We start from the raw sequence: 23,107 nt of genomic DNA, 5'->3' as shown, positions 1-23,107 counted from the left end.
GTCAGTTCGACGAAGCGAGCAGCTGCCGCACCAGCAGCTGCGTCGCCGGCGTCAGCGCCGCGCCCGTCTTCGTCGCCATCAACAAGCGACGTGTGGCCCACGCGTCCTTCAGGTGCACCACTTTCAGGTCGAGCGCGGCCACCTGCGCCTTGCAGGCGGCCAGCGGCACCACGCCGATGCCGAGGTTGGCCGCGATCATGTGGCACATCGCATCGAAGCTGCGCACCTGCACGCGCAGCCGCATCGGAATGCCGGCCTGTTCGGCCGCGCGCGAGGTCAGCTCGAGCAGCGAGCTGCTGCGGTTCAGCCCCACGAATTCGTGTGCCAGGCAGGTCTTGAAATCGACCTGCTTCGCACGCAGGCGCGCCAGCGGATGCGGCCTGGCGCACAGCACCACGAGCTCGTCGGTCTGGAAGGGTGCGACGTCCAGGCCGTAGGCGGGCGTGTTCTCGGCGAACACGCCGACGTCGGCAAGGCCGTCGACCAGCGCGCGCACGATGTCGCCGCTCAGCTGTTCCTCGACCTCGACGCGAATATCGGGATGCTGTCCGAGGAAGGCCGCCAGCGTGGTCGGCAGGAACTCCGTCAGCGCCGACATATTGGCCCACAGACGCACGTGGCCGCGCACGCCGCTGGCGTAGTCACCCAGCTCGTTGCTGAACTGCTCGAAGCCCTGGAACAGGCGCATCGCATGCTGCATCGCCACATGCCCGGCGGGCGTGAGCGCGATGCCCTGGGCGCTGCGTTCGAGCAGCTTGGAGCCTGTGGTGGCTTCGAAGTCGGACAGGCGTCGGCTCGCCGCCGAGAGCGCGAGGTGACACGCTTCCGCGCCCTTGGTGATGCTGCCCGACTGCGCCACGGCGCAGAACAGGCGCAGCGTCACGAAATCGACACGCGCGGGGTTGATGGTGCTGGCCATCGGCGGATTCTAGAGAGCGCGCCAGTGCCGAAAGTCATGCGCGTGGGTTAAAAGAATTTTTGACATGTTATGTCGCTACACCTATAGTGAATCCATCGAAGCATCGCGCGCTTCCCACGGTAGACAACCCAAAGGAGAGGTATGCAATCACTGCTGGATCAACTCGAAGGCCTCGATGTGCTGGCCGGTGCCGCGATGGGCGGGCTGCCCGTACAGCTGCAGCCGATTCCGGGCAGCACGCCGGTGGTCCAGGTGAGCATCGAGGGGCGCGATGAGCTGCCGATCTTCGTCACGAGTTCCGACATGCAGATCATCTGCATCTGCTACCTCTGGACCGAGGAAGAAGTGAAACCCGCGCGGCGCACCGAGCTGCTCGAATCGCTGCTCGACCTCAATCCGTCGGTCCCGCTGTCGTCCTTCGGGCGCGTGGGCGGGCGCTACGTGCTCACGGGGGCGCTGGGGCGCAACGCGAGCGTCGAAGACATCGCACGGGAAGTGGCCGTGCTCAGCGACAACGCGCTCGATGCGCTCGACGCCTTGTCCGAATTCCTGAATTAAGCGGAGATCATCATGACAGTCATCAAGAAGCTGGTCACCTTGCTGCGCGGCAGCGCCCGCGAAATCGGCGAGAGCGTGATCGACAGCAATGCCACGCGCATCTACGAACAGGAAATCATCGACGCCAAGCACAGCATCGAAAAGGCCAAGGGCGACCTCACGGGCGTCATGGCCAAGGAGATGCAGTCGGCCCGCGAAATCGAACGCCTGAAGGGCGAGGTCGCGCGCTACGAAGGCCTGGCGCTCGAAGCGCTCAACAAGACCCAGGAAGGCCTGGCGCTCGACGTGGCGGCCAAGGTCGGCACGCTCGAGCAGGAGCTCGAGGAGCAGGCCAAGGCCCACGCCTCGTATGCGCTGCAGGTGTCGCGGCTCAAGGACCTGATCAAGTCGGCCGAGGTGCGCATCCGCGAGCACGAGCGCGAGATCGGCATCGCCAAGACCACCGAGAGCGTCTACCGCGCCACGCAGTCGATCTCCGAGAACATCGGCAGCGGCGGCTCGCGTTTGGCCAGTGCGCGCGAGTCGCTGGAGCGCATCCGCTCGCGCCACGAAGACCTGTCCGACCGCATGGCGGCGGGCCAGCAGCTCGAAGACGAATTCGGCCACAGCGCGCTCGAGAAGAAGCTGGCCGCGGCGGGCATCGGCAATGACGCCGACCGCACCGGCAAGGTGATGGAGCGCATCCGCGCCCGGCAGGCCAAGCCGTCCGAACCGTCCAAGCCGGTTCAGGAGTGACGATGGTGCGGGTCAAGCCGGTACGCTGGCAGGGCTCGGACGAGGCGATCCGCGCGGTCCAGGTGGCCTTCGACGTGGAAGAGGCCGTGCTCGAGGCCGTGCGCACCGCGGCGTTCGAGCAGCATGTGTCCACGCCCGACCAGATCCGGCAGGTGCTGGGCCTGGCGACCACCTCGAAGCCGAAGCGGCCGCGCCTGACGGTGTCGTTGAACACGGCCGACTACGAATTCCTGGCGGCGCGGTATGGTCTGTCACCCGACGACCGCCTGGCCATCAAGGAGAGGGCCACGCGCGAACTGATTGCCTTTGCAGGCAAGGCGAACAAGAAGAACACCGGCACGAAGAAGCCGGGCGGCAGGTAAGAAGAAAAGAGAACAACAACCAACCCGCACGCGGGAGGATCAATGGGCGATTTCATGGGAGCGGTGACGGGGTACCCCACCGCGATCTACACGGTGCTGCTCGGCGTCGTGGTGATCTATTGGGTGCTCGCGGTGGTCGGCATGGTCGACTTCGAGAGCAGCGGGATCGACGTCGACCTGCAGACGCATGCCGATGGCGACACCAGCGACATGGGCCAGATCGCGAGCTACGTGGTCGCCTTCGGCCTGAACGGCGTGCCGTTCTCGGTGGCCGTGAGCCTGCTGGTGCTCGTGGCCTGGACGCTCTCGTGCCTGGGCGGCGAGTGGCTGCTGCCACTGGTGCCGACGATGGTGCTCAAGCTGGTGGCCGGCACGGTGCTGCTGGTGGTCAGCGCGGCCCTTGCCATCCCGGTGACGGCGGTGGCCATCCGTCCGCTCAAGGGCCTCTTCGTGAGCCACACGGCCGTGAGCAATGCGGCGCTGGTGGGCCAGGTCTGCCGCGTCGTCACCGGCGTGGTGAACGAGAAGGACGGCCGCGCCGAAGTGGCGCGCCGCGGCGCCAGCCTCAACATCCGCGTCTGGGCGCCCACGCCCAATGCCCTCAAGCGCGGCTCGCACGCGCTCATCCTCGAATACGACGAGGTGGCCGCGCGCTACCTCATCGCGGCGCACGAAGACATCGTCTGAGAAGGCGTGAACGAACCCGCCATGTCCGTTCATCGGCCACGCCGGATTCATTCACACCTTCTGACTGCGCGCATCCCTCACCCAAGTTCGTTCGCTCGCTCTTAAAGCATCTGGAGAAAAAATGGAGCCCATCATCTTCGCCGTGGTCATACTGGCCGTCGTCATCCTCGGCCTGTTCGCGATGTTCGCCAAGTTCTATCGCAAGATCGAACAGGGCCACGCACTCATCGTGAACACGCTGCGCGCCGAGCCCGAGGTGACCTTCACCGGCCGCATGGTCTACCCGATCATCCACAAGGCCGAGCTGATGGACATCTCGGTCAAGACCATCGAGATCGACCGCTCGGGCAACGAAGGCCTCATCTGCCGCGACAACATCCGCGCGGACATCAAGGTGAAGTTCTTCGTGCGCGTCAACAAGACCGCCGACGACGTGCTGAAGGTGGCGCAGGGCATCGGCTGCGCGCGGGCCTCCAACCACGAGACGCTCGAAGAGCTGTTCTCGGCCAAGTTCTCCGAAGCGCTCAAGACGGTGGGCAAGTCGATGGACTTCGTCGACCTGTACCAGGCGCGCGACGGCTTCCGCGACGAGATCATCAGCCAGATCGGCAACGACCTCTCGGGCTACGTGCTCGAAGACGCCGCCATCGACTACCTCGAGCAGACCCCGCTGTCAGAGCTGGACGCCAACAACATCCTCGATGCGCAGGGCATCAAGAAGATCACCGAGCTGACGGCGGTCGAGCACGTGCGCACCAACGAGCTGCGCCGCAACGAGGAAATGCAGATCAAGAAGAAGAACGTCGAGACGCAAGAGGCATTGCTCGAGCTCGAACGCCAGCAGGCCGATGCCACCGCGCGCCAGCAGCGCGAAATCGCCAGCGTGCGTGCCCGCGAAGAAGCCGAGACTTCCAAGATCCAGTCCGAAGAGCGCACCAAGTCCGAAACCGCGCGCCTCATGGCCGAGCAGTCGGTCTCGGTGCAGCAGGAGAACGTGCAGCGTGAGAAGGAAGTGGCCGAGAACAACCGCAAGCGCGCGGTGGCCATCGAGGAAGAAAAGGTCACGCGCGCCCGCGACCTCGAAATTGTCGATCGCGAGAAGGAAGTGACCCTGCAGCGCATCGAGAAGGACAAGGCCGTCGAAGTGCAGAAGAAGGCCATTGCCGATGTGATCCGCGAGCGCATCGTGGTCGAGCGCACCGTGGCCGAGCAGGAAGAGGCCATCAAGGAACTGCGCGTGGTCGCCGAGGCCGAGCGCACCAAGAAGTCGGTCGTGATCATGGCCGAGGGCCAGGCCGAAGAGAAGATGGTGCTCGATGTGAAGGCCGCCGAAACGCAAGAAAAGCGCGCCCGCCACAAGGCCGCCGAAGAACTCACGCTGGCCGACGCCAAGCTCAAGGTGGCCGAGCGCGACGCCGAATCGAAGAAGCGCGAAGCCGAGGGCGTGGAAGCCATTTCCGCCGCACCGGGCCTGGCCGCCGCCAAGGTCGAAATCGCCACGGCCCAGGCCAAGCTGGCAAGCTTCGAAGCCGAGGCGTCGGGCAAGGAAAAGCTGGGCCTGGCCGACGTGCATGTGCGCCAGGCCGATGCCGACGCGATCCTCAAGGCCGGTCAGGCCGATGCACAGGTCATCGAAGCCCGCTCGCAGGCCGAAGCCGCCGGCATGCGGGCCAAGTTCGAGGCCGAGGCCTCGGGCAAGGAAAAGCTGGGCCTCGCGGAAGTCAACGTGCGCACGGCCGACGCCGAAGCCACGCTCAAGTCGGGCCAGGCCGATGCGCAGGTGATCGAGGCGCGCTTCAACGCCGAGGCCAAGGGCCTGCATGAGAAGTTCGAGGCCATGAAGTCCATGAGCCCCGAAACCCGCGACCACGAAGAGTTCCGCATGCGCCTGGAAAAGTCGCACATCGAAACCATGAAGGGCATCGACGCGCAGACGTCCATCGCCAAGGAACAGGCCGACGTGCTGGGCACCGCGCTCGCCAACGCCAAGATCGACATCGTGGGCGGCTCGGGCGACTACTTCGACAGCTTCGTGCGCTCGCTCTCCGTGGGCAAGGGCATCGACGGCGTCATCTCCAAGAGCCAGGCCGTGCAGGTGGCCTTCAAGGAGCAGCTCTCGGGCGAGCGCGACGTGGTGAAGGACCTGCGCGACATCGTCGGCGCACTGGGCAACTCGTCGGGCGAAATCCAGAACCTCAGCGTCGCCTCGCTGATGAGCAAGATCGCCAGCGACGGCACCGAGAGCCAGAAGTCGGCGCTGCAGAACCTGATCTCCTCCTTCCGCAACTGAGCCGGGGGCGCGCGATGAACCCGAACCTGAAGTGCAGTTGCGCCGCCCATGCCGTGATGCAGCCCGTCGCACTCGCCGAAGCCTTGCTCGGCGTGCAGTGCGGCGACTGCCACGGCATGGTGATGGACATGGACGACTGGCGCAGCTGGAAGGCCGCCGACCCGAAGCGCGTGCCGCATGAGGTCGACGACGCGGTGATCGAGGTGTTCGACATCGCTGCCGTGCGCCACTGCCCGGAATGCGAGCGCCTGATGCAGCGGCTGCGCGTGAGCGCCGGGCCTGACTTCCGCATCGACCGCTGCGTGGCCTGCCAGAACCTCTGGTTCGACCAGGGCGAATGGCGCGCCCTCGTGAGCCGTGGCCTGGCCGGCCGGCTCGACGAGCTGTTGTCCGACGGCTGGCAGCGCCGGCTGCAGACCGAGGAGGTGCGCGAGGCGCGCCTGGCCGCACTGCGCCGCCGCTACGGCGACGACTGCATCGACGAGCTGGACCGCATCCGCGCCTGGCTCGACACCCAGCCTCACCGCGACGAATTGCTCGCACTGCTGCGCGCGGACTGACCGCGCCGATCCATGCAACCCACCGACGACACCGCAGCGCCGCCCGGCGCCCAGGCCCCCATCGACCCCACCGAAGCGCTGGTCTCCGGCAGCGGCAGCTACGACCTGCTGAAGAAGCGGCTCGAAACCCAGGGCGAGGGCCTGCTCAAGAAGACGCAGGCGCTCAACGAGCAGCGGCTGGCCGAGTTCGGCCGCTCCGACCAGGCGCTGATTTTGCGCACCCGCGCGCGCACCGAGAACAACGCGGTGGCGCGCGACATCGTGCGCATCGGCGACCTGCTGCTGTTCGGCTACAACGTCTTCATCGGCCTGCGCAAGGAAACGGCCGTGGGCGACGTGTTCGGCCTGTACCGGCTCGCATCGCCGGGCGAGGCCGCCACCGAGAACGACGAGCTGCAGCCCGTGCCGCTGGCCGGCACCTTCCTGGAAGACGCGCGCTTCGCCTCCGACTTCCGCGAGCTCTACGCCTACTACAAGCAGGCCACGCTGCTGCAGCTGCGCGTCACGCAGGACAAGCTCCTCGCCTCGTTCCAGATCGGCCAGCAGCTGCACGACGTGCGCGTGTTCCGCTGGGCCATCGAGCGCAACGGCGGCATTCACTACATCGACAACCGAGGCGAGCGCGACATTGCCTTGCCCGCGAGCCACGATTTCGAGTGGACCGTGGCCACGCGTGAAGACCACGTGGGCGGCAAGCACCCGCACGTGAACGTGCTCGACACGGTGTTCGTCGAGACGCTGGGCGGCGACCTCACGGTCAAGATCGAGAACAACACCGAGACCGGCCTGGGCATCTACAGCGAGCCGGTGGAGGACAAGAGCCAGTCGCTCACCGACGCGGAGATTGCCTGGGCCAAGCTGGGCATGCTGATCCTGCTGCGCGTGAAGCCCTACCGCGAGCAGGTCACGCGCTACCTGGTGTTCAACATCCGCACGCAGCAGGTCGAGCGCATTGACGCCATCGGCGGTTCCTGCGTGCAGCTGCCCGAAGACCACGGCATCATTTTCCCAGGCGGCTACTACCTGCAGTCGGGCGAGTACAAGCGCTTCGACCTGCCGGCCGAGGTGGTGGAAAACCTGCGCTTCAAGCGCATGCTGCGTTCGCCCAATGGCGAAGACGTGGCCTATGTGTTCTACGACCCGAAGCCCGGGCGCTATGCGCTCTTCAACTACAACCTGATCGACAAGAAGCTCGCCACGCCGATCATCGCCAACGGCTACGCACGCTTTGCCGACGGCCGCATCCTGGTGTTCAACGGCGACGACGTCGAGCCCACGCGCGTGCACCCGATGCAGCTGTGGCAGACGCCCTTCGCCAGCGAAGAGCACGTGAGCGCGCAGCCGTCCGCCACCGGCTTCTTCGGCAAGATCGGCAACGCCGAGCTGGTGCGCGGCGTGAGCGATCTCATGGGCATCGCCCGCGCGGTGCGCGAACAGGCGCCCACGCGCGCCGCCTACGAAGACCTGATCCGCCAGTGCACCCGCGTGAGCGACGCCTACTTCTGGCTTGACGCGCCCGAGGCCACCGGCCTCATGGGCGAGCTGCGCAGCATCGCCGAGGTGGCGCGCAGCACGCTGGCCGAGTTCGAAAAAGTCGACACCATCCGCCGCGAAACCGCGCGCGCATTGGCCCGCGCGGAAGACGAGCAGCACGCGCTGCTGGTCGACATTGCCAGCACCCTCTGGCGCGCGCCCGACGATTTCGTGAAGGCGCTGGGCCGGCTGCGCGAACGGCGCGGCGCGCTGCAGATGCTCAAGGAGCTGCGCTATGCCGACCTGCCGCGCATCGCTGCGATGGACGCCGCGCTCGAGGTCGAGCAGCAGCGCATCGGCGAGCGCGCGATGCAGTTCCTGGCGGCCGACACGGCCTTCCACGGCCAGCGGCAGGCGCTGGACAAGCTCGCGCTCGAACTCCCCAACCTGGCCACGTCGCCCGCGCTCGGGCAGATGCTCGCCACGCTCGACGAGCAGGCCGCCGGCCTCGACCTGCTGACCGAGCAGCTGGGCAGCCTGCCGGGTGGCGATGCGGTCATTCGCACGTCGATCCTGGACCGCATCTCGCTGATCTACGCCGACATCAACCGCATGCGCGCCGATGCGCGCGCGCGGCGCAAGTCGCTGGGCGCGACCGAGGCGCGTGCCGAGTTCGGCGCGCAGTTCAAGCTCTTCAGCCAGGCGGTCGAGAACGCGCTGGAGTTCGCCGACACGCCCGAGAAATGCGACGACGCGCTCACGCGCCTCTTGGCCCAGCTCGAAGAGATCGAAGGCCGCTTCGCCGAGCAGGAAGACTTCCTGGCCGACATCGCCGAGAAGCGCGAGACCGTGTACGAAGCGCTGTCCGCGCGCCGCCAGAGCCTGGTCGACGCGCGCCAGCGCCGCGCGCAGGGCGTGGTCGACGCGGCAGGGCGCATCCTCGACGGCATTCCGCGCCGCATCGCGCAGTTCGGCGACCTGACGCAGGTGCACAGCTATTTCGCGGCCGACCCGATGATCGGCAAGCTGCACACGCTGATCGCCGACCTGCGCACGCTGGGCGCCGCGGTGCCGGCCGACGAGCTCGACACGCGCCTGAAGACCGCGCGCGACCAGGCGCTGCGCTCCATCCGCGACAAGCGCGAGCTGGTGAGCGAGGGCGGCGACACGCTGCGCCTGGGCCGCCACGCCTTCACCGTGCACCGCCAGCCGGTCGACCTGACGCTCGTGGCCCGCGACGAGGGCATGGCCTACCAGGTGACGGGCACGGACTACCAGAGCCCGGTCGATGAGCCCCGGCTGCTGCCGCTGCATCGCTACTGGGACCAGTCGCTGGTGTCGGAAACACCTGAACTGTCGCGCGCCGAATACCTTGCCGGCCGCCTGCTGGAGGCGCTGCTCGACGGCAAGGCCGAGCGCACGTGGGCCGAGGTGCTCACGCTGCTGGCCGAAGACCCGCTGCATCCGCAGCTGCTCGACATGGTTCGCCGCTTCGCTGCGGCGCGCTACCAGGAGGGCTATCAGAAGGGCATCCACGACGACGATGCGATGCGCCTGCTGGGCGCGCTCGTCGGCATGCAGGACCAGGCGGGCCTGCTCGCCTGGGGCCCGACCGAACGCGCGCTGGCCTTGCTCTACTGGCAGCACGGCCACCTGATCGCGCACCGCGAATCGATGCTGCGCCGCGCGCGTGCCGCGATGCAGATGCTGGCGCTGTTCGGCCGGCGCGATGCGCTGGAGCAGCTCGAAGCCGACGTCGCGCGCGCACTGAACCACTTCGCGCGCGACGTGGTGCCCGACCTGCTGCCGCTGGCCGACCTCGAGAACGACGAGGAACGCGGCGCGCACGACGGCCGCGTGACCACCCTGTGCGACCAGGCAGCCGCATACCTCGTGCGCGAACTCGCCGGCCCGCATGGCGGCGAGACCTGGGCCGTGTCGGGCGCCGGCGAAGACCTCGCGGCGGCGTTGCTGCGCGAGCTGGAGCGCGGCGGCCGGCGCGACGCGTGGCAGCACGACCTCGACGCCGCACCGCCGGCCGAACGCTGGCGCCTGGCGCGCGACTGGGTGCGCGCCTACGCGACGCACCAGGCCCCGCAATCGGTCGACTGGACCGACGACGCGGCCAGCGTGCTGGCCATGCCGTTGCAGCGCACCCGCGTCAACGCGGCGCTCGACCGCACCGTCGAGGGCCTGCGTGGCGAGCACCCGCGCGTCGCCGAAGGGCGCCTCACGCTGAACCTCAACGACTTCTGGCGCCGCTTCTTGTTCCACACGATGCACGCGGTGCCGGGCTACGAGGCGCTGCACAGCCTGCGCCACGAGCTGCTCGAACGCGAGAAGGCGCGGCTCAAGCTGAGCCAGTTCCAGGCCAAGCCCCTGTCGACCTTCGTGCGCAACCAGCTGATCGACGAGCTGTACCTGCCCCTCATCGGCGACAACCTGGCCAAGCAGATCGGTTCGGCGGGCGAGGGCAGCCGCACCGACCGCATGGGCCTGCTGCTGCTGATCTCGCCGCCCGGCTACGGCAAGACCACGCTCATGGAGTACGTGGCCGACCGCCTCGGCCTGATCTTCGTGCGCATCAACTGCCCGGCGCTGGGCCATGGCGTGACGGCCATCGACCCGGCGAACGCGCCCAACAGCGCGGCGCGCCAGGAGCTGGAAAAGCTCAACCTGGGCCTGGCGATGGGCAGCAACGTGATGCTGTACCTGGACGACATCCAGCACACCAGCCCCGAGTTCCTGCAGAAGTTCATCGCGCTGGCCGACGGCACGCGCCGCATCGAGGGCGTGTGGAACGGCGAGCCGCGCAGCTACGACATGCGCGGCAAGCGCTTCGCGATCGTGATGGCGGGCAACCCGTATACCGAGTCGGGCGACGTGTTCAAGATCCCGGACATGCTGGCCAACCGCGCCGACATCTACAACCTGGGCGACGTGCTCTCGGGCCGCGAGGCGGCGTTCGCGCTCTCGTACATCGAGAACAGCCTGACCTCCAACCCCACGCTGATGCCGCTGGCCTCGCGGGATCCGAAGGACGTGCAGCTGCTGGTGAAGATGGCGCAGGGCCACGACGTGCCGAGCAGCGCGCTCTCGCACGCCTACAGTTCGGTCGAGCTGGAAGAGATCAAGGCGCTGCTGCAGCGCCTGTTCCGCGCGCGAGACCTGCTGCTGAAGGTCAACCTGGCGTACATCGCCTCGGCTGCGCAGCAGGAGAGCTACCGCACCGCGCCGCCGTTCAAGCTGCAGGGCAGCTACCGCAACATGACCAAGCTCGCGGGCAAGATCACGCCGCTGATGCGCGACGACGAGCTCGACGCACTGCTGCGCGACCACTACCGCGGCGAGGCCCAGACGCTGACCACCGGCGCGGAAGAAAACCTGCTGCGCCTCGCGCAACTGCTCGGCAGCCCGACGGCCGAGGAGAGCGCGCGCTGGACGGCCATCTGCGACGAGTTCGTGCGCCAGCGCAAGCTCGGCGGCGCCGACGTGGACGGCAGCCAGCGCATCGCGAGCAGCATGCTCGACGTGGCGCGCGCGGTCGATGCACTCAAGCCCGAGCCCAAGCCACCGGCCGAGGGTCCGAACGAGAGCCAGCGCCTGGCCGACGCCATGCTGCAGATCGCCGTGACCTACCGCGAGCTGATCCTGCCGCTGGTGACCGCCACCGAACGCCGGCTGGAACTCGACCGTTCGATCAAGCAGGACATGGAGCGCCTCGCCGCCGAGGTGCAGGCCACGCGGGCCGCGCCCAAGCGCGTGCCACCGCCACCATCCCCGCCCAAAGCCGACAAGGATCATTGATGTCCGCATTGCCCGAACTGCTGGCCCAGCTCGACGCCACCCTGGCCGACGCGCGCCTGAGCGACGACGAGCGCCGCGTGCTGGTCCACACCCTGCGCGAAGCCTCGCCCCCCGAAGACGGCCTGCGCCAGCTGCGCAACCGCGCCTTCGACCTCGTGCGTTCGCGCACCGCCGACCCCGAGCAGCTGTCGCTGCTCAAGTGGCTCGAAGGCGTGGTGCGCGCGATCGATACCGGCCGTTCACCCGACAGCGTCACGGTGCGCTCGCAGGCCTACTTCAGCCCCGGCACGGCCTGCCTGCAGGCGATCAACCAGCAGCTGCGAACGGCGAAGCGCGCGGTCGACCTGTGCGTGTTCACGCTCTCGGACGACCGCATCACCGCCGAGGTGTTGGCGGCGCACCGGCGCGGCGTGACGGTGCGCTTCATCACCGACAACGACAAGGAGTACGACCGCGGCAGCGACGTCGGCCAGCTGCGCGCGGCCGGCATTCCGGTGGCGGTGGACCGCACGGAGGCCCACATGCACCACAAGTTCGCGATCTTCGACGGCGCGCGGCTGCTCAACGGCAGCTACAACTGGACCCGCAGCGCCTGCGAGTACAACGAGGAGAACCTGGTGCTGAGCAACGACCCGCCGCTGGTGCGCCGCTTCGCGGACGAATTCGACACCTTGTGGAAAGAACTGCAGGCCCCCTGATGCCAAGACGAATCGACTACGACTGGGAACTGCCCGCCGCCATGCAGCAGCGGCTGGGCGGCAGCACCTATGGTGCGCAGCGCATCATCCACGAGCAGGAGCACCTGATGGTGATCCTGCACGAGCCGCCCTCGGGCACCGGCGCCGAGCGCAAGCCCATCGTGTTCCTGCGCAAGCCCGACGGCGCGTGGCTGCACAAGGGCAACAACCCCGGCGAGCGCGCGCTCGCCAAGCTGCTCGAAAGCTACCGCGCCGCGTTCAGCACCTTCGAGATCCGCCACCAGGCCGCCGAGACCTCGGAAGACCTGTTCCAGATCCTCGGCCCGCTGATCCCGCTCACCCGCGCCGCGCGGAACATGCAGGACACCCTGCAGGCCGCGCGCGATGCGGTGAAGGGCGACCTGATGCTCATCGACCAGCGCGACCTCGCGGTGGAGATCGCACGCGGCTTCGAGCTGCTGCTGGCCGACACGCGCATGTCGCTCGACTACCGGCTCGCACGCGCCGCCGAGGCGCAGGCGCACTCGGCCCTCGAGATGAGCCGTGCGCAGCACAAGCTCAACACCATCGCCGCGCTGACCTTTCCGCTCATGGCCGTCGGCGCGGCCTTCGGCATGAACCTGCACAGCGGGGTGGAGAACCTGCCGTCGTGGGTGTACTGGCTGATCTTTGCGGCCGGCATCTGCCTGGGCGTGATGCTGCGCGGCTGGGTCAAGACACCAGCCGAGCCACCGGTGGCTGCCAGGCCTGCGTCCACGCTGAAGAAAAAGTAGGGCGCACCGCAGGGTCTTCGCGTTTCGCGAAGGCCTGCTGCCATCCGAGCAATTCCGCTCGTCGCCATCTGTTCCTAGAGTCGGGGCAACCCACCTGGAGACAGAGAAAGATGAACGCACTCGAAGGCCTGAAGGTGCTGGAGCTCGGCCAGCTCATCGCCGGCCCGTTCGCTGGCAAGACGCTCGCCGAGTTCGGCGCCGACGTGATCAAGGTCGAGCCTGCCGGCGTCGGCGACCCGCTGCGCAAGTGGCGGCTGCTGCGTGACGGCACCTCGGTGTGGTGGGAGGTGCAGTCGCGCAACAAGCGCTCGGTGTGCCTCGATCTGCGCAGCGCCGAAGGGCAGGAGGCCGTGCGCGCGCTGGCGCTCGAGGCCGACGTGCTCATCGAGAACTTCAAGCCCGGCACGCTCGAAGGCTGGGGCCTGGGCTGGGAGCAGCTGCATGCGCTGAACCCGCGGCTCATCATGCTGCGCATCTCGGGCTACGGGCAGACCGGCCCCTACCGCGACAAGCCGGGCTTCGGCGTGCTCGGCGAATCGATGGGCGGGCTGCGCTACCTCAGCGGCGAGCCCGGCCGGGTGCCGGTGCGTGTGGGCGTCTCGCTGGGCGACACGCTGGCTGCGCTGCATGGCGTGATCGGCGTGCTCACGGCGCTGCACCACCGCACGGCCCACGGCGGCGAGGGCCAGTTCATCGACGTGGCGCTGTACGAATCGGTCTTCAACGTGATGGAAAGCCTGCTGCCCGAGTACGACACCTTCGGTGCCGTGCGCGAGCGGGCCGGCAGCGCCTTGCCGGGCATCGCGCCGACCAACGCCTACCGCTGCAGCGACGGCCACTACGTGCTGGTGGCGGGCAACGGCGACAGCATCTTCCGCCGGCTGATGCGCGCCATCGACCGCGCGGACCTGGAGAACGACCCGGGCCTCGTGCACAACGACGGCCGCGTGCTGCGCGTGGAAGAGATCGACGCCGCCATCGAAGCCTGGACCCTGCAGCACAGCCGCGACGAGGTGCTGGCCGTGCTCGATGCGGCGGGCGTGCCGGTCGGGCGCATCTACACGGTGGCCGACATCGCGACCGATCCGCAGTACCTGGCGCGCGAGATGATCGTGCAAGCGCGCGGCTCCGACGGCGCGCTGCTCAAGGTGCCGGGCGTGGTGCCCAAGCTCAGTGCCACGCCGGGGCGCATCGCGCACGCGGCGCCGCGCCTGGGTGAACACACGGCGGACCTGCGGGGTGCGGGCTGGCCAGCGCGTGGCGTGGAAAGCGAGGCCGTATGAAAACCGGCAACGGCACGCGGTTGTTCATCAACGAGGTCGCCACACGCGACGGCTTCCAGATGGAAAGCCGCTTCATTCCCACCGACGACAAGGTCGCGCTGATCGACCGGCTGAGCACGCTCGGCTACGCCAAGATCGAGGTGACCTCGTTCACTTCGGCCCAGGCGATTCCCGCGCTGCGCGACGGCGAAGCAGTGATGCAGCGCATCGCCCGTCGGCCCGGCGTGGTCTACACCGCGCTCGTGCCGAATGTGCGCGGCGCCGAGCGCGCGCTCGAAAGCCGCATCGACGAATTCAACGTCGTCATGTCGGTCAGCGAGACGCACAACCTCAGCAACCTGCGGATGACGCGCGAGCAGTCGTTCGCGCAACTGGCCGAGGTGATCGCGCTGGCGAAACGGGCGACGGTGCCGGTGAACGTGTCGCTCTCGTGCGTGTTCGGCTGCCCGATGGAAGGCGAGGTGCCGCTGGCAACGGTGCTCGGCTGGACCGACCGCTTCGCGGCGCTGGGCGTGCAGGGCCTCACGCTGTGCGACACCACCGGCATGGCCTATCCCACGCAGGTGCAGGCCGTGTGCGAGGCCGTGCGCGCACGGCACCCGGCACTGGAATGGACGGCGCACTTCCACAACACGCGCGGCATGGGCCTGGTGAACACCATCGCCGCGGTCGAGGCGGGCATTCGCCGACTCGACATGTCGCTCGGCGGCATCGGCGGCTGCCCCTACGCGCCGGGCGCGACGGGCAATGTTGCGACCGAGGACGTGGTCCACATGCTGCAGTGCATGGGCTACGACACCGGCATGGACCTCGATGGCTTGGTCGGCGCAGCGGCTGAACTCGAATCGCTCGTGCAGCACGTACTGCCCGGTCAGGTCTCGCGTGCCCGACACCGGCTGACGCGCCATGCGCCGCCGGCCGATTTCAACGCCATCGTCGAGCGCGCAAAGGCGCGTCCCATCAAGAAGGAGAACGCATGATCGACCACCTGGATCACCTGGTGCTCACGACCGCCAACGAAGAAGCCTGTGTGCGCTTCTACGTCGAGGTGCTGGGCATGACGCTGGAGGTCTTCGGCGCCGGCCGCAAGGCCTTCCGCTTCGGCAACCAGAAGATCAACCTGCACGTGAAGGGCCACGAGTTCGAACCGAAGGCCGAGTTGCCCACGCCCGGTTCGCTCGACCTGTGCTTCATCGCCAGCGTGCCGCTCGAAGAAGTCGTCGCGCGGCTGCACGAGCAGAGCGTGCCGATCCTCGAGGGCCCCGTGATGCGCACGGGCGCCACTGCGCGCATCCGCTCGGTCTACGTGCGCGACCCCGACCTGAATCTCATCGAGATTTCAGAGCTGGCGCCCTAAAGCCCGCCGCCCGAAGACAGTCCACAAAAAACCACTGGAGACAAACCCATGAAACCCGCTCACCGCCTGCTGGCGGTCGGCCTCGCGCTGGCCGCCGCCGCCTCGCAAGCCGACACCTGGCCTTCCAAACCCCTGACCTTCGTGGTGCCCACGGCACCCGCGGGCTCCACCGACATCATGGCGCGGCTGATCGCCGACCCGCTGCAGCGCGCGCTGGGCCAGCCGGTCGTGGTCGACAACAAGCCCGGCGCCAGCGGCAACATCGGCACCGAGTTCGTGGCTCGCGCCGCGCCCGACGGCTACACGCTGCTGCTGCAGTACTCGGGCTACCACGTCGGCAACCCGTCGCTGTACCCGAACCTGCGCTGGAGCCCGAGCAAGGACTTCGTGCCGGTGGCGATGGTGATGCGCGCGCCGCACGTGGTCGCGGTGAGCGGCAAGCTGCCGGTGACCACGATGAAGGAACTCATCGAGTACGGCAGGAAGAAGGAGGGCGGCCTGTTCTACGCCTCGTCGGGCAATGGCTCGATCCAGCACATCGCCGGCGAGCTGCTGTCGCGCCAGACCAAGCAGCCGGCCACGCACGTGCCCTACAAGGGCTCGGGGCCGGCCATCAACGACCTGGTGGCGGGCAATGTCGACATCTTCATCACCACGCCGCCCTCGGTCATCGGCCACTTCGCGGGCGGCCGCATCAAGCCGCTGGCGTACACCGGCAGCAAGCGGCACGCGTCGATGCCGAACGTGCCGACCTCGGCCGAGGCCGGGTTGCCGGGCTACGAGGTCGAGTCGTGGTTCGCGGTGTTCGCCCCGGCGAAGACGCCGCCCGAGGTGGTGAACAAGCTCAGCGCCGAGATCCGGAAGATCGTCGAGAGCGAGGCCTTCCGCAAGAAGGTGGACGAGCAGGGCGCCTTCGCGACCTACATGGACCCGGCGACGCTGGGCCGGTTCGTCGACCAGGAACTCGCGGCCTGGTCGAAGGTGATCAAGGGCGCCGACATCAAGCCGGAGTGAAGGCCCTCCGCCAGGTTCAGGGCTTGACGCCCAGCACCGACAGGATCACCGCCGCGAGGCCGAGCGCCACGGGCACCTGGTGCCCGGCCAGCGCGCGGGCCTGGGCCACGGACAGCCTGGTTTGCTGAAGGAGGTTCTTTTCCGAATGAAGGGGTGTGGACATGGTGTCTGCTCCTGTGAGGGGCGAACGATGTGTTCGCGTGGGTTCTACGATAGGCCTCTCAACCGGCGATGGCGCATGGGTTTTGTCGACACGGCGTTTCCGTTTTCGCAACGATCCGGGGGCTCTGGCAGGGAACTTCTGCTCAGAACTCAGAATGGAGTCATGCAACGGAAAGAACGAAACACGCACATGAAGGGTTTGACGATGCGCACGGCCACCCCGGCGGACGCCGTGCCCTGGCCGCTCCTGTTCGACGCGGACGGCCCGCGCCCCGAGATCGAAAAGTACCTGCTGCGCGGTGAGCAATGGCTGGCCGAACAGGCCGGCGTGGTCGTCGGCCAGATGGTGCTCATGGCCACGCGCGTCGACACCTGGGAGGTCATGAACATCGCCGTGGCCGAAGCCCACAAGGGCCAGGGCATCGGCACCGCGATGCTCAAGAAGGCGAAAGCGCTTGCCAGGCAGCGCGGCGCGCACCGGCTCGAAGTCGGCACGGGCAACAGCAGCCTGCGCGAGCTGGCCTTCTACCAACGCTTCGGCTTTCGGATCGTCGGCGTCGACGTCGACTACTTCGTGCGCCGCTGGGGCAAGGCGACGAAGCAGAACGGCATTCCGCTGCGGGACCTGGTGCGCATGGAGATGGTGCTCTAGCGCGCCCCGCACCACGACCGCACTCAGTGTGCGCAGGACACTGGGTGCTTCCCGCAGCGAAATCAAGGAGGAGGGGCGCAGCCCCGGGGGACATTCGCGGAGGGAAGTACCCAGTGGCCTGTGCACGCGCCCTGAAAAGAATCACCCCGCGATGAGCTTCTGCACCAATTCCGCAGTCGTAGCCGCCGCGTACTTGCGCATCAACCGCGCCCGATGCAATTCAACGGTGCGATGGCTGATGCCCAGCGCCTTCCCGATCTCCTTCGACGTCAGCCCGCGCATCACCTGCGCCGCCACCTCCCGCTCGCGCGGCGTGAGCTCCGCCTTCACCGCGCGGCGCGAGCCCAGGTCCTCGAAGGTCCAGATGCCAGCCTCGTGCGGCGCCGCGCGGTTCATCGCGTGGCCGGTGACGTGGCACCAGAAGGTCTCGCCGGCCAGCGCACCGTGCAGGCCGCCCAGCCGCTTCATCATGCGGTTGTCTGCATAGTGGCCGCTGGCGTTCAGAAAGGGCTCCATGCGCTTGCCGATGCGCTCGAACTCCGCCACGCTGGGGTACAGGATGCTGAACGAATGCCCGACCAGCGCGGAGGGCTCTGCGCCGAAAATTTCGCACACGCGCTGGTTGCAGGCGACGATGGTGCGGTTGCTCGAGACCACCATGCCGACGGGTGCATGTTCAAAAGCCAGCCGGTAATCGATCTCGGGCATCGGGTGTCACCATTACGAAATACTACGTATACGAGTAGGTAGTATCGTTGAAGCCTTTCCCACCCACTCTCCACCACCCATCAAGGAGCCCGAGTGAACAAGATTTATCCCTCCGCAGACGCGGCACTCAAGGGGGTCGTGGCCGACGGGCAGACGCTCGCGGTCGGCGGCTTCGGCCTGTGCGGCATTCCCGAAGCGCTGATCGACGCGCTGAAGGATTCCGGCGTGCAGAACCTCACCGTCATCTCGAACAACGCGGGCGTCGACGGCTTCGGCCTCGGCAAGCTGCTCGAGACGCGCCAGATCAAGAAGATGATCGCGTCGTACGTGGGCGAGAACAAGGAGTTCGAGCGCCAGTACTTGGCCGGTGAACTGGCCCTCGAATTCACGCCCCAGGGCACGCTGGCCGAGAAGCTGCGCGCCGGCGGCGCCGGCATTCCGGCCTTCTTCACGAAGACCGGCGTGGGCACGCAAGTGGCCGAAGGCAAGGAGCTGCGCGAGTTCGGCGGCGAGACCTACGTCATGGAGCATTCGCTGGTGCCCGACGTGGCGCTGGTCAAGGCCGACGTGGCCGACAAGGCCGGCAACCTGCGCTTCCGTCTCACGGCGCGCAACTTCAACCCCGCCGCCGCCATGGCCGGCAAGGTCTGCATCGTCGAGGTCGAGAAGATCGTCGAAGTGGGCGAGCTGGCCCCCGACGACATCCACCTGCCGGGCATCTACGTGCACCGCCTGGTGCTCAACGCCACGCCCGAGAAGCGCATCGAGAAACGCACCGTGAGCGCCTCGGTCGATGCCGCCGCCGCCAAGGTCGAGGCCCAGACCGCCATCGCCCAGGCCGCCGCCGCCGGCAGCGAATCGGCCGTGAAGGCCGTCAACAAGAAAGAAGGAGCCTGAGATGCCCTGGACCCAAGACCAGATGGCGGCCCGCGCCGCGCAAGAACTCGAAGACGGCTTCTACGTCAACCTCGGCATCGGCATCCCGACCCTGGTGGCCAACCACACCGGCACCAAGGAAGTCTGGCTGCAGAGCGAAAACGGCATGCTCGGCATCGGCCCATTCCCGACCGAGGACAACGTCGACGCCGACCTCATCAACGCCGGCAAGCAGACCGTCACGACGCTGCCCGGCTCGGCCATCTTCGGCAGCCATGACAGCTTCGCGATGATTCGCGGCGGCAAGATCAACCTGTCGATCCTCGGTGCGATGCAGGTCAGCGCCAAGGGCGATCTCGCCAACTGGATGATCCCCGGCAAGATGGTCAAGGGCATGGGCGGCGCCATGGACCTCGTGGCCGGCGTGAAGCGCGTGATCGTGCTGATGGAACACGTGGCCAAGAAGAAGGACGGCACCGAAGACCTGAAGATCCTCGAGCAATGCACGCTGCCGCTGACCGGCGTGGGTGTGGTCGATCGCATCATCACCGACCTGGCCGTGATGGACGTCGTGCCTGAAGGCCTCAAGGTGATCGAGCTGGCGCCGGGCGTGAGCTTCGACGCGCTGCAGGCCAAGACCGGTGCGAAGCTGATCCAGTAAGCCATCGGCACAAGGTCGCGAACGCAACGACAACAACAAGGGCAGGGCCGCGCAAGCGGACCCTGCCTTTTTCATTTCTTTTTTTCCTTCCCTGAAGGGGCGACGCATGGCAACGAGTGAAGAAGTCCTGGCCGGTCTCTGGCAACTGGCGGGGCTGCCCGCCGAAGCGCTGGCCTTCGCGCGGCTCACGGGCGCCGACCCGGTGCTGCCGTCGTCCTTCGCGGTCGGCCTCGCGGCGCAGGCCAGCATCGCGGCCGCCGCGCTCGCGGCCTGCGAGCTGGGGCACCGGCGCGGCGTGGCGCGGCAAGAGGTCGCGGTCGACATGCTGCACGCCGCGCTCGACTGCACGGGCTGGTTCAGCCTCGACGGCCGCGTGCCCGATCTGTGGGACACCTTCTCCGGCATGTACCGCTGCGCCGACGGCTGGGTGCGCATCCACGCCAACTTCAAGCACCACCGCGAAGGCGCGCTGCGCCTGATGAAGCTGGACCCGGCCAACGCCACGCGCGCCGACGCCGAGGCCGCGATGGCCGGCTGGCGCGCGGTCGATTTCGAATCGGCCGCCGCCGCGCAAGGCCTGGTGGCGACCGCACTGCGCCGCTTCGACGAATGGGACGCCTCGCCCCACGGGCAGGCGGTGGCGGCGCAGCCGCTCTTCACCATCGAGCGCATCGGCGATGCACCGCCGCGCACGCTGCCGCCCTTGCGCGACGACCAGCGCCCGCTCGAAGGCCTGCGCGTGCTCGACCTCACACGCATCCTCGCGGGGCCGGTCGGCGGCCGGGCGCTGGCGGCCTATGGCGCCGACGTGATGCTGGTCAATTCGCCGAACCTGCCGAACATCGAATCCATCGCCGACACCAGCCGCGGCAAGCTCTCGACGCACGTGGACCTGTGCACGGATGAAGGTCGCGCCGTGCTGCACGGCCTCGTCGCCGATGCGCATGTCTTCGTGCAGGGCTACCGCCCCGGCGGCATCGCGGCGCTGGGCTTCGGCCCCGAGGCGCTGGCGCGCGAGCGGCCGGGCATCGTCTGCGTGTCGCTCACGGCCTATGGCACGCAGGGGCCGTGGGCCGATCGGCGCGGCTTCGATTCGCTGGTGCAGACCGCCATGGGCTTCAACCATGCGGAGGGCGAGGCCGCGGGCGACGGCAAGCCGCGCCCGATGCCGATGCAGATCCTCGACGAAGCCAGCGGCTACCTGATCGCCCTGGGCGCCGCCGCGGCGCTGTGGCGCCAGCTGCAGGAGGGCGGCAGCTGGCATGTGCAGGTCTCGCTGGCGCAGACGGGGCAGTGGCTGCGCGGGCTGGGGCGCGTGGACGGCGGGCTGTCGATCGCGCGGGCCGATGTCGCGCCGTACGTCGAGACCTCCGCCTCGGGCTTCGGCGAACTGGCTGCGGTGCGCCACAGCGCGCAGCTGTCACATACACCGGCCGCCTGGCCGCGGCCGTCGATGCCACCGGGCAGCCATCCGCCCGTATGGCCCGCGGCTGCCAGGGGATGAGAAACTGGGCGAATGGCTTACCTAGACATCGACAACCTCCAGAGCATTTTTCTTGACGACGAGGCGCTGCGCGCACGGCATCTGCAGCGCCAGCATTGCGGCGCCCTGAACCTCACGAGCGGCCGCATCGTGGCCTGCGACCCGCTGGTGCAGCCTGAGCGCGAGCCTTTCGCTCGCAGCGTGAGCGGGCGGGGCGCGTTTCCCGTCGAGGTGTTGCAAGGCGGCGGCCGCCATGCACTGGCCGTGCTGTGGCTGCGTGAACGCGCCGGCCTGCAGGCGGGCGAGCTGCGCTGGGAAGCCGCGCTGCTCGAAGGGCAATCGCAGGATGAACTCGGCAGCGACGAGTTCTATGGCTACCCGGTCGATGCCGGCGTCGGTTGCTTCATGGATGCCGACGGCGCCAAGGCCATGGCCGAGCGCGAGGCGCGCGAGTCCGCCACCAACCCCGAGTACGTCAGCTACTACGACGACGTGCTCGGCGCCGACCTCGCCTCGGCCGACATCGCCGACCACTACCCGCTGGGCGCTGGCAGCGCGAACAACGTGCTGATCTTCAGCGCCGGCTGGGGCGACGGCAGCTACCCGAGCTTCTGGGCGCTTGATGCCGCGGGCGAGCCCGTGGCGCTCGTGACCGACTTCATGGTCATGCAGGGCGGTGACGCGCGCGACGAGGACGACAAGCGCAGCGACGCCTATGTGGCCAGTCTCTCGCCCGAGAAGCTGGCGGCGCTCGAGGCGCTGGGCGCGGCGGCGGTCGCAGGCGATGCGGCGGCGATCCAGCCCCTGCTCGCCAGCGGGCTCGCGCAGCCCAACGAGATCGTCCCCTCGCTCGGCGAGACCGCGATCATGAGCGCCATCCGCATGAACCAGCTGGACGCGCTGCGCGTGCTGCTGGCGGCGGTGCAGGGCCAACTGCCGATGCCGCCTCAGTTCTATCGCATGGACGAGGAAGAGAGCTACATCGACTACGCGCGCCGGCTCAAGAAGCCGCGCGTGGACGGGTTGATCGAACTGCTGGAAAAGGCTGCTGCACCGGCGCCGGCGGCCAAGCCTGGGTTCCTGAAGCGCCTGTTTTCCTGAGCGCGCGAGCCGGTCACCTGGCGTTCGCCGCGCTGTCGGGCAACAGCACCTGCTGTTGGGCCGTGGCCGTCGCGCGCAGGAATTCCCACACCGTCTGCATGCGCGCCAGGTGCTTCGTTTCCGCCGGCATCGACATCCAGAAGGTCCGCGTGAAGTTCGCCGCGTCCGGCAGCACCGGCTTGAGCGCGCGGTCGTCCTGCGCGATGAACGCCGGCAGCACCGCAATCCCCGCGCCCGCCGCCACCGCCCGGTGCTGCGCCAGCACGCTGGTGCTGCGCAGCGCGAAGCTGTCGGGGCGGTGCAGTTCGTCCAGGTACTGCAGCTCCTTGCTGAACAGCAGGTCGTCCACGTAGCTGATGAAGGTGTGGCCGCGCAGGTCTTCGCGCGTCTTGATGGGCTTGTGCGCGGCCAGGTACTGCTTCGAAGCGTACAGGCGCAGCGTGTAGTCGGTGAGCTTGGTGACCACCACCGGCCCGCGCGCGGGCCGTTCGAGCGAGATCACGATGTCGGCCTCGCGCCGCGACAGGTGCACCAGCCGCGGCATCGCGAGCAGGTCGATGGTGAGCTTCGGGTGTTGCAGCGCGAACAGCGCCAGCTGCGGCGCCAGCACCACGGTGCCGAAGCCCTCGGTGGCACCGATGCGCACCAGCCCCGACAGGCCTTCCTGCGAGGCCGGCGCAGTACTCTCCACGGCCTGGAAGGCGCTTTCCATCGCCTCGACCTGGGGCTGCAGCCGGCGGCCCGCCTCGGTGAGCCGGTGGCCGCCGGCCTCGCGCGAAAAGAGGGGCGCGCCCACCTCCTTTTCGAGCGCCTGGATGCGCCGCGCGACGGTGGTGTGGTCGACCTCCAGCCGGCGCGCGGCGCTCATCAGCGTGCCCGAGCGGGCGAGTTCGAGAAAGTAGCGCAGGTTGTCCCAGTCCATGTGCGTGCGGCCTCGTGCGGGGTGGC

At 68.1% G+C, this 23,107-nt stretch carries 22 protein-coding genes; 18 read left to right on the top strand and 4 right to left on the bottom strand.

The genetic code is table 11. The annotated features are described in order from the left end of the window. Position 1: 1 nt before the first annotated feature. A complete protein-coding gene (locus tag VHAB30_RS13605; RefSeq protein ID WP_159277374.1) occupies positions 2 to 919 on the bottom strand; it encodes a LysR family transcriptional regulator in 918 nt (305 codons plus the stop codon). A gap of 141 nt (positions 920 to 1,060) precedes the next feature. Here VHAB30_RS13605 and VHAB30_RS13600 point away from each other — a divergent pair, with 141 nt between their 5' ends. From VHAB30_RS13600 to VHAB30_RS13540, 13 genes are all read left to right on the top strand, one after another. Beyond that, entirely contained in the window at positions 1,061 to 1,477 is a 417-nt protein-coding gene (locus tag VHAB30_RS13600) for a YjfI family protein (protein ID WP_159277373.1), read from the top strand. Positions 1,478 to 1,489: 12 nt separating this feature from the next. Next, positions 1,490 to 2,212: a PspA/IM30 family protein gene (locus VHAB30_RS13595; protein ID WP_159277372.1), complete on the top strand. Its 723-nt coding sequence runs from the start codon at positions 1,490 to 1,492 to the stop codon at positions 2,210 to 2,212. 2 nt (positions 2,213 to 2,214) lie between these two features. Further along, positions 2,215 to 2,574, top strand: a complete 360-nt coding sequence (locus tag VHAB30_RS13590) for a hypothetical protein (RefSeq protein WP_062476395.1) — start codon at positions 2,215 to 2,217, stop codon at positions 2,572 to 2,574. Positions 2,575 to 2,616: 42 nt separating this feature from the next. Continuing rightward, entirely contained in the window at positions 2,617 to 3,261 is a 645-nt protein-coding gene (locus tag VHAB30_RS13585; protein ID WP_070059349.1) for an OB-fold-containig protein, read from the top strand. Between the two features lie 121 nt (positions 3,262 to 3,382). Further along, positions 3,383 to 5,551, top strand: a complete 2,169-nt coding sequence (locus VHAB30_RS13580) for a flotillin family protein (RefSeq protein ID WP_159277371.1) — start codon at positions 3,383 to 3,385, stop codon at positions 5,549 to 5,551. A gap of 14 nt (positions 5,552 to 5,565) precedes the next feature. Then, on the top strand, positions 5,566 to 6,111 hold the full coding sequence (locus tag VHAB30_RS13575; protein WP_159277370.1) for a zf-TFIIB domain-containing protein: 546 nt from the start codon (positions 5,566 to 5,568) through the stop codon (positions 6,109 to 6,111). 12 nt (positions 6,112 to 6,123) lie between these two features. Continuing rightward, positions 6,124 to 11,391, top strand: coding sequence for a DNA repair ATPase (locus VHAB30_RS13570; protein ID WP_159277369.1), 5,268 nt, complete (start codon positions 6,124 to 6,126; stop codon positions 11,389 to 11,391). Continuing rightward, positions 11,391 to 12,089, top strand: a complete 699-nt coding sequence (locus VHAB30_RS13565) for a phospholipase D-like domain-containing protein (protein WP_159277368.1) — start codon at positions 11,391 to 11,393, stop codon at positions 12,087 to 12,089. The genes VHAB30_RS13570 and VHAB30_RS13565 overlap by 1 nt, the downstream gene beginning before the upstream one ends. After that, a complete protein-coding gene (locus VHAB30_RS13560) occupies positions 12,089 to 12,862 on the top strand; it encodes a magnesium transporter CorA family protein (protein ID WP_159277367.1) in 774 nt (257 codons plus the stop codon). Before VHAB30_RS13565 ends, VHAB30_RS13560 begins: the two co-directional genes overlap by 1 nt. A 110-nt stretch (positions 12,863 to 12,972) precedes the next feature. Continuing rightward, entirely contained in the window at positions 12,973 to 14,145 is a 1,173-nt protein-coding gene (locus VHAB30_RS13555; RefSeq protein WP_159277366.1) for a CaiB/BaiF CoA transferase family protein, read from the top strand. After that, positions 14,142 to 15,125, top strand: coding sequence for a hydroxymethylglutaryl-CoA lyase (locus VHAB30_RS13550; protein ID WP_159277365.1), 984 nt, complete (start codon positions 14,142 to 14,144; stop codon positions 15,123 to 15,125). Before VHAB30_RS13555 ends, VHAB30_RS13550 begins: the two co-directional genes overlap by 4 nt. After that, a complete protein-coding gene (locus VHAB30_RS13545; protein ID WP_159277364.1) occupies positions 15,122 to 15,502 on the top strand; it encodes a VOC family protein in 381 nt (126 codons plus the stop codon). The genes VHAB30_RS13550 and VHAB30_RS13545 overlap by 4 nt, the downstream gene beginning before the upstream one ends. Before the next feature lie 48 nt (positions 15,503 to 15,550). Then, positions 15,551 to 16,516: a Bug family tripartite tricarboxylate transporter substrate binding protein gene (locus VHAB30_RS13540; protein ID WP_159277363.1), complete on the top strand. Its 966-nt coding sequence runs from the start codon at positions 15,551 to 15,553 to the stop codon at positions 16,514 to 16,516. Between the two features lie 16 nt (positions 16,517 to 16,532). Here VHAB30_RS13540 and VHAB30_RS30955 read toward each other — a convergent pair whose 3' ends face one another. Continuing rightward, positions 16,533 to 16,679 carry a hypothetical protein gene (locus tag VHAB30_RS30955; protein WP_167395007.1) on the bottom strand — a complete coding sequence of 49 codons (147 nt, stop codon included), beginning with the start codon at positions 16,677 to 16,679 and terminating at the stop codon, positions 16,533 to 16,535. Positions 16,680 to 16,883: 204 nt separating this feature from the next. On the opposite strand from VHAB30_RS30955, the gene VHAB30_RS13535 reads away from it, so the two are divergent. Then, positions 16,884 to 17,330 (top strand): GNAT family N-acetyltransferase, encoded by a 447-nt coding sequence (locus VHAB30_RS13535; RefSeq protein ID WP_159277362.1) that lies wholly within the window; start codon positions 16,884 to 16,886, stop codon positions 17,328 to 17,330. Positions 17,331 to 17,471: 141 nt separating this feature from the next. On the opposite strand, the gene VHAB30_RS13530 is transcribed toward VHAB30_RS13535, so the two are convergent. Then, complete coding sequence (locus VHAB30_RS13530; RefSeq protein WP_062476432.1) at positions 17,472 to 18,038, bottom strand: LuxR C-terminal-related transcriptional regulator; 567 nt, start codon at positions 18,036 to 18,038, stop codon at positions 17,472 to 17,474. Between the two features lie 93 nt (positions 18,039 to 18,131). On the opposite strand from VHAB30_RS13530, the gene VHAB30_RS13525 reads away from it, so the two are divergent. The 4 genes from VHAB30_RS13525 (at position 18,132) to VHAB30_RS13510 (ending at position 22,159) form a co-directional block, all read left to right on the top strand. Continuing rightward, positions 18,132 to 18,935: a CoA transferase subunit A gene (locus VHAB30_RS13525; protein ID WP_062476435.1), complete on the top strand. Its 804-nt coding sequence runs from the start codon at positions 18,132 to 18,134 to the stop codon at positions 18,933 to 18,935. Position 18,936: 1 nt separating this feature from the next. Continuing rightward, positions 18,937 to 19,575: a 3-oxoacid CoA-transferase subunit B gene (locus tag VHAB30_RS13520; RefSeq protein ID WP_070059338.1), complete on the top strand. Its 639-nt coding sequence runs from the start codon at positions 18,937 to 18,939 to the stop codon at positions 19,573 to 19,575. A 106-nt stretch (positions 19,576 to 19,681) separates the two neighbouring features. Beyond that, positions 19,682 to 21,079 (top strand): CoA transferase, encoded by a 1,398-nt coding sequence (locus VHAB30_RS13515; RefSeq protein WP_159277361.1) that lies wholly within the window; start codon positions 19,682 to 19,684, stop codon positions 21,077 to 21,079. A gap of 12 nt (positions 21,080 to 21,091) precedes the next feature. Continuing rightward, complete coding sequence (locus VHAB30_RS13510; protein WP_159277360.1) at positions 21,092 to 22,159, top strand: DUF4241 domain-containing protein; 1,068 nt, start codon at positions 21,092 to 21,094, stop codon at positions 22,157 to 22,159. 13 nt (positions 22,160 to 22,172) lie between these two features. On the opposite strand, the gene VHAB30_RS13505 is transcribed toward VHAB30_RS13510, so the two are convergent. After that, positions 22,173 to 23,081, bottom strand: a complete 909-nt coding sequence (locus VHAB30_RS13505; protein WP_159277359.1) for a LysR family transcriptional regulator — start codon at positions 23,079 to 23,081, stop codon at positions 22,173 to 22,175. Positions 23,082 to 23,107: the final 26 nt, after the last annotated feature.

Source organism: Variovorax boronicumulans (genome assembly GCF_009811375.1).
Lineage (GTDB): Bacteria > Pseudomonadota > Gammaproteobacteria > Burkholderiales > Burkholderiaceae_C > Variovorax > Variovorax boronicumulans.
Note: the sequence above shows the minus strand (reverse complement) of the source record. Positions and strands in the feature narration are given on the sequence as shown.

Excerpts from the sequence above, each read along its gene's own strand:
- VHAB30_RS13605 (WP_159277374.1), bottom strand. The coding sequence starts at position 919 with ATGGCCAGCACCATCAACCCCGCGCGTGTCGATTTCGTGACGCTGCGC.
- VHAB30_RS13600 (WP_159277373.1), top strand. The coding sequence starts at position 1,061 with ATGCAATCACTGCTGGATCAACTCGAAGGCCTCGATGTGCTGGCCGGT.
- VHAB30_RS13595 (WP_159277372.1), top strand. The coding sequence starts at position 1,490 with ATGACAGTCATCAAGAAGCTGGTCACCTTGCTGCGCGGCAGCGCCCGC.
- VHAB30_RS13590 (WP_062476395.1), top strand. The coding sequence starts at position 2,215 with ATGGTGCGGGTCAAGCCGGTACGCTGGCAGGGCTCGGACGAGGCGATC.
- VHAB30_RS13585 (WP_070059349.1), top strand. The coding sequence starts at position 2,617 with ATGGGCGATTTCATGGGAGCGGTGACGGGGTACCCCACCGCGATCTAC.
- VHAB30_RS13580 (WP_159277371.1), top strand. The coding sequence starts at position 3,383 with ATGGAGCCCATCATCTTCGCCGTGGTCATACTGGCCGTCGTCATCCTC.
- VHAB30_RS13575 (WP_159277370.1), top strand. The coding sequence starts at position 5,566 with ATGAACCCGAACCTGAAGTGCAGTTGCGCCGCCCATGCCGTGATGCAG.
- VHAB30_RS13570 (WP_159277369.1), top strand. The coding sequence starts at position 6,124 with ATGCAACCCACCGACGACACCGCAGCGCCGCCCGGCGCCCAGGCCCCC.
- VHAB30_RS13565 (WP_159277368.1), top strand. The coding sequence starts at position 11,391 with ATGTCCGCATTGCCCGAACTGCTGGCCCAGCTCGACGCCACCCTGGCC.
- VHAB30_RS13560 (WP_159277367.1), top strand. The coding sequence starts at position 12,089 with ATGCCAAGACGAATCGACTACGACTGGGAACTGCCCGCCGCCATGCAG.
- VHAB30_RS13555 (WP_159277366.1), top strand. The coding sequence starts at position 12,973 with ATGAACGCACTCGAAGGCCTGAAGGTGCTGGAGCTCGGCCAGCTCATC.
- VHAB30_RS13550 (WP_159277365.1), top strand. The coding sequence starts at position 14,142 with ATGAAAACCGGCAACGGCACGCGGTTGTTCATCAACGAGGTCGCCACA.
- VHAB30_RS13545 (WP_159277364.1), top strand. The coding sequence starts at position 15,122 with ATGATCGACCACCTGGATCACCTGGTGCTCACGACCGCCAACGAAGAA.
- VHAB30_RS13540 (WP_159277363.1), top strand. The coding sequence starts at position 15,551 with ATGAAACCCGCTCACCGCCTGCTGGCGGTCGGCCTCGCGCTGGCCGCC.
- VHAB30_RS30955 (WP_167395007.1), bottom strand. The coding sequence starts at position 16,679 with ATGTCCACACCCCTTCATTCGGAAAAGAACCTCCTTCAGCAAACCAGG.
- VHAB30_RS13535 (WP_159277362.1), top strand. The coding sequence starts at position 16,884 with ATGCGCACGGCCACCCCGGCGGACGCCGTGCCCTGGCCGCTCCTGTTC.
- VHAB30_RS13530 (WP_062476432.1), bottom strand. The coding sequence starts at position 18,038 with ATGCCCGAGATCGATTACCGGCTGGCTTTTGAACATGCACCCGTCGGC.
- VHAB30_RS13520 (WP_070059338.1), top strand. The coding sequence starts at position 18,937 with ATGCCCTGGACCCAAGACCAGATGGCGGCCCGCGCCGCGCAAGAACTC.
- VHAB30_RS13515 (WP_159277361.1), top strand. The coding sequence starts at position 19,682 with ATGGCAACGAGTGAAGAAGTCCTGGCCGGTCTCTGGCAACTGGCGGGG.
- VHAB30_RS13510 (WP_159277360.1), top strand. The coding sequence starts at position 21,092 with ATGGCTTACCTAGACATCGACAACCTCCAGAGCATTTTTCTTGACGAC.
- VHAB30_RS13505 (WP_159277359.1), bottom strand. The coding sequence starts at position 23,081 with ATGGACTGGGACAACCTGCGCTACTTTCTCGAACTCGCCCGCTCGGGC.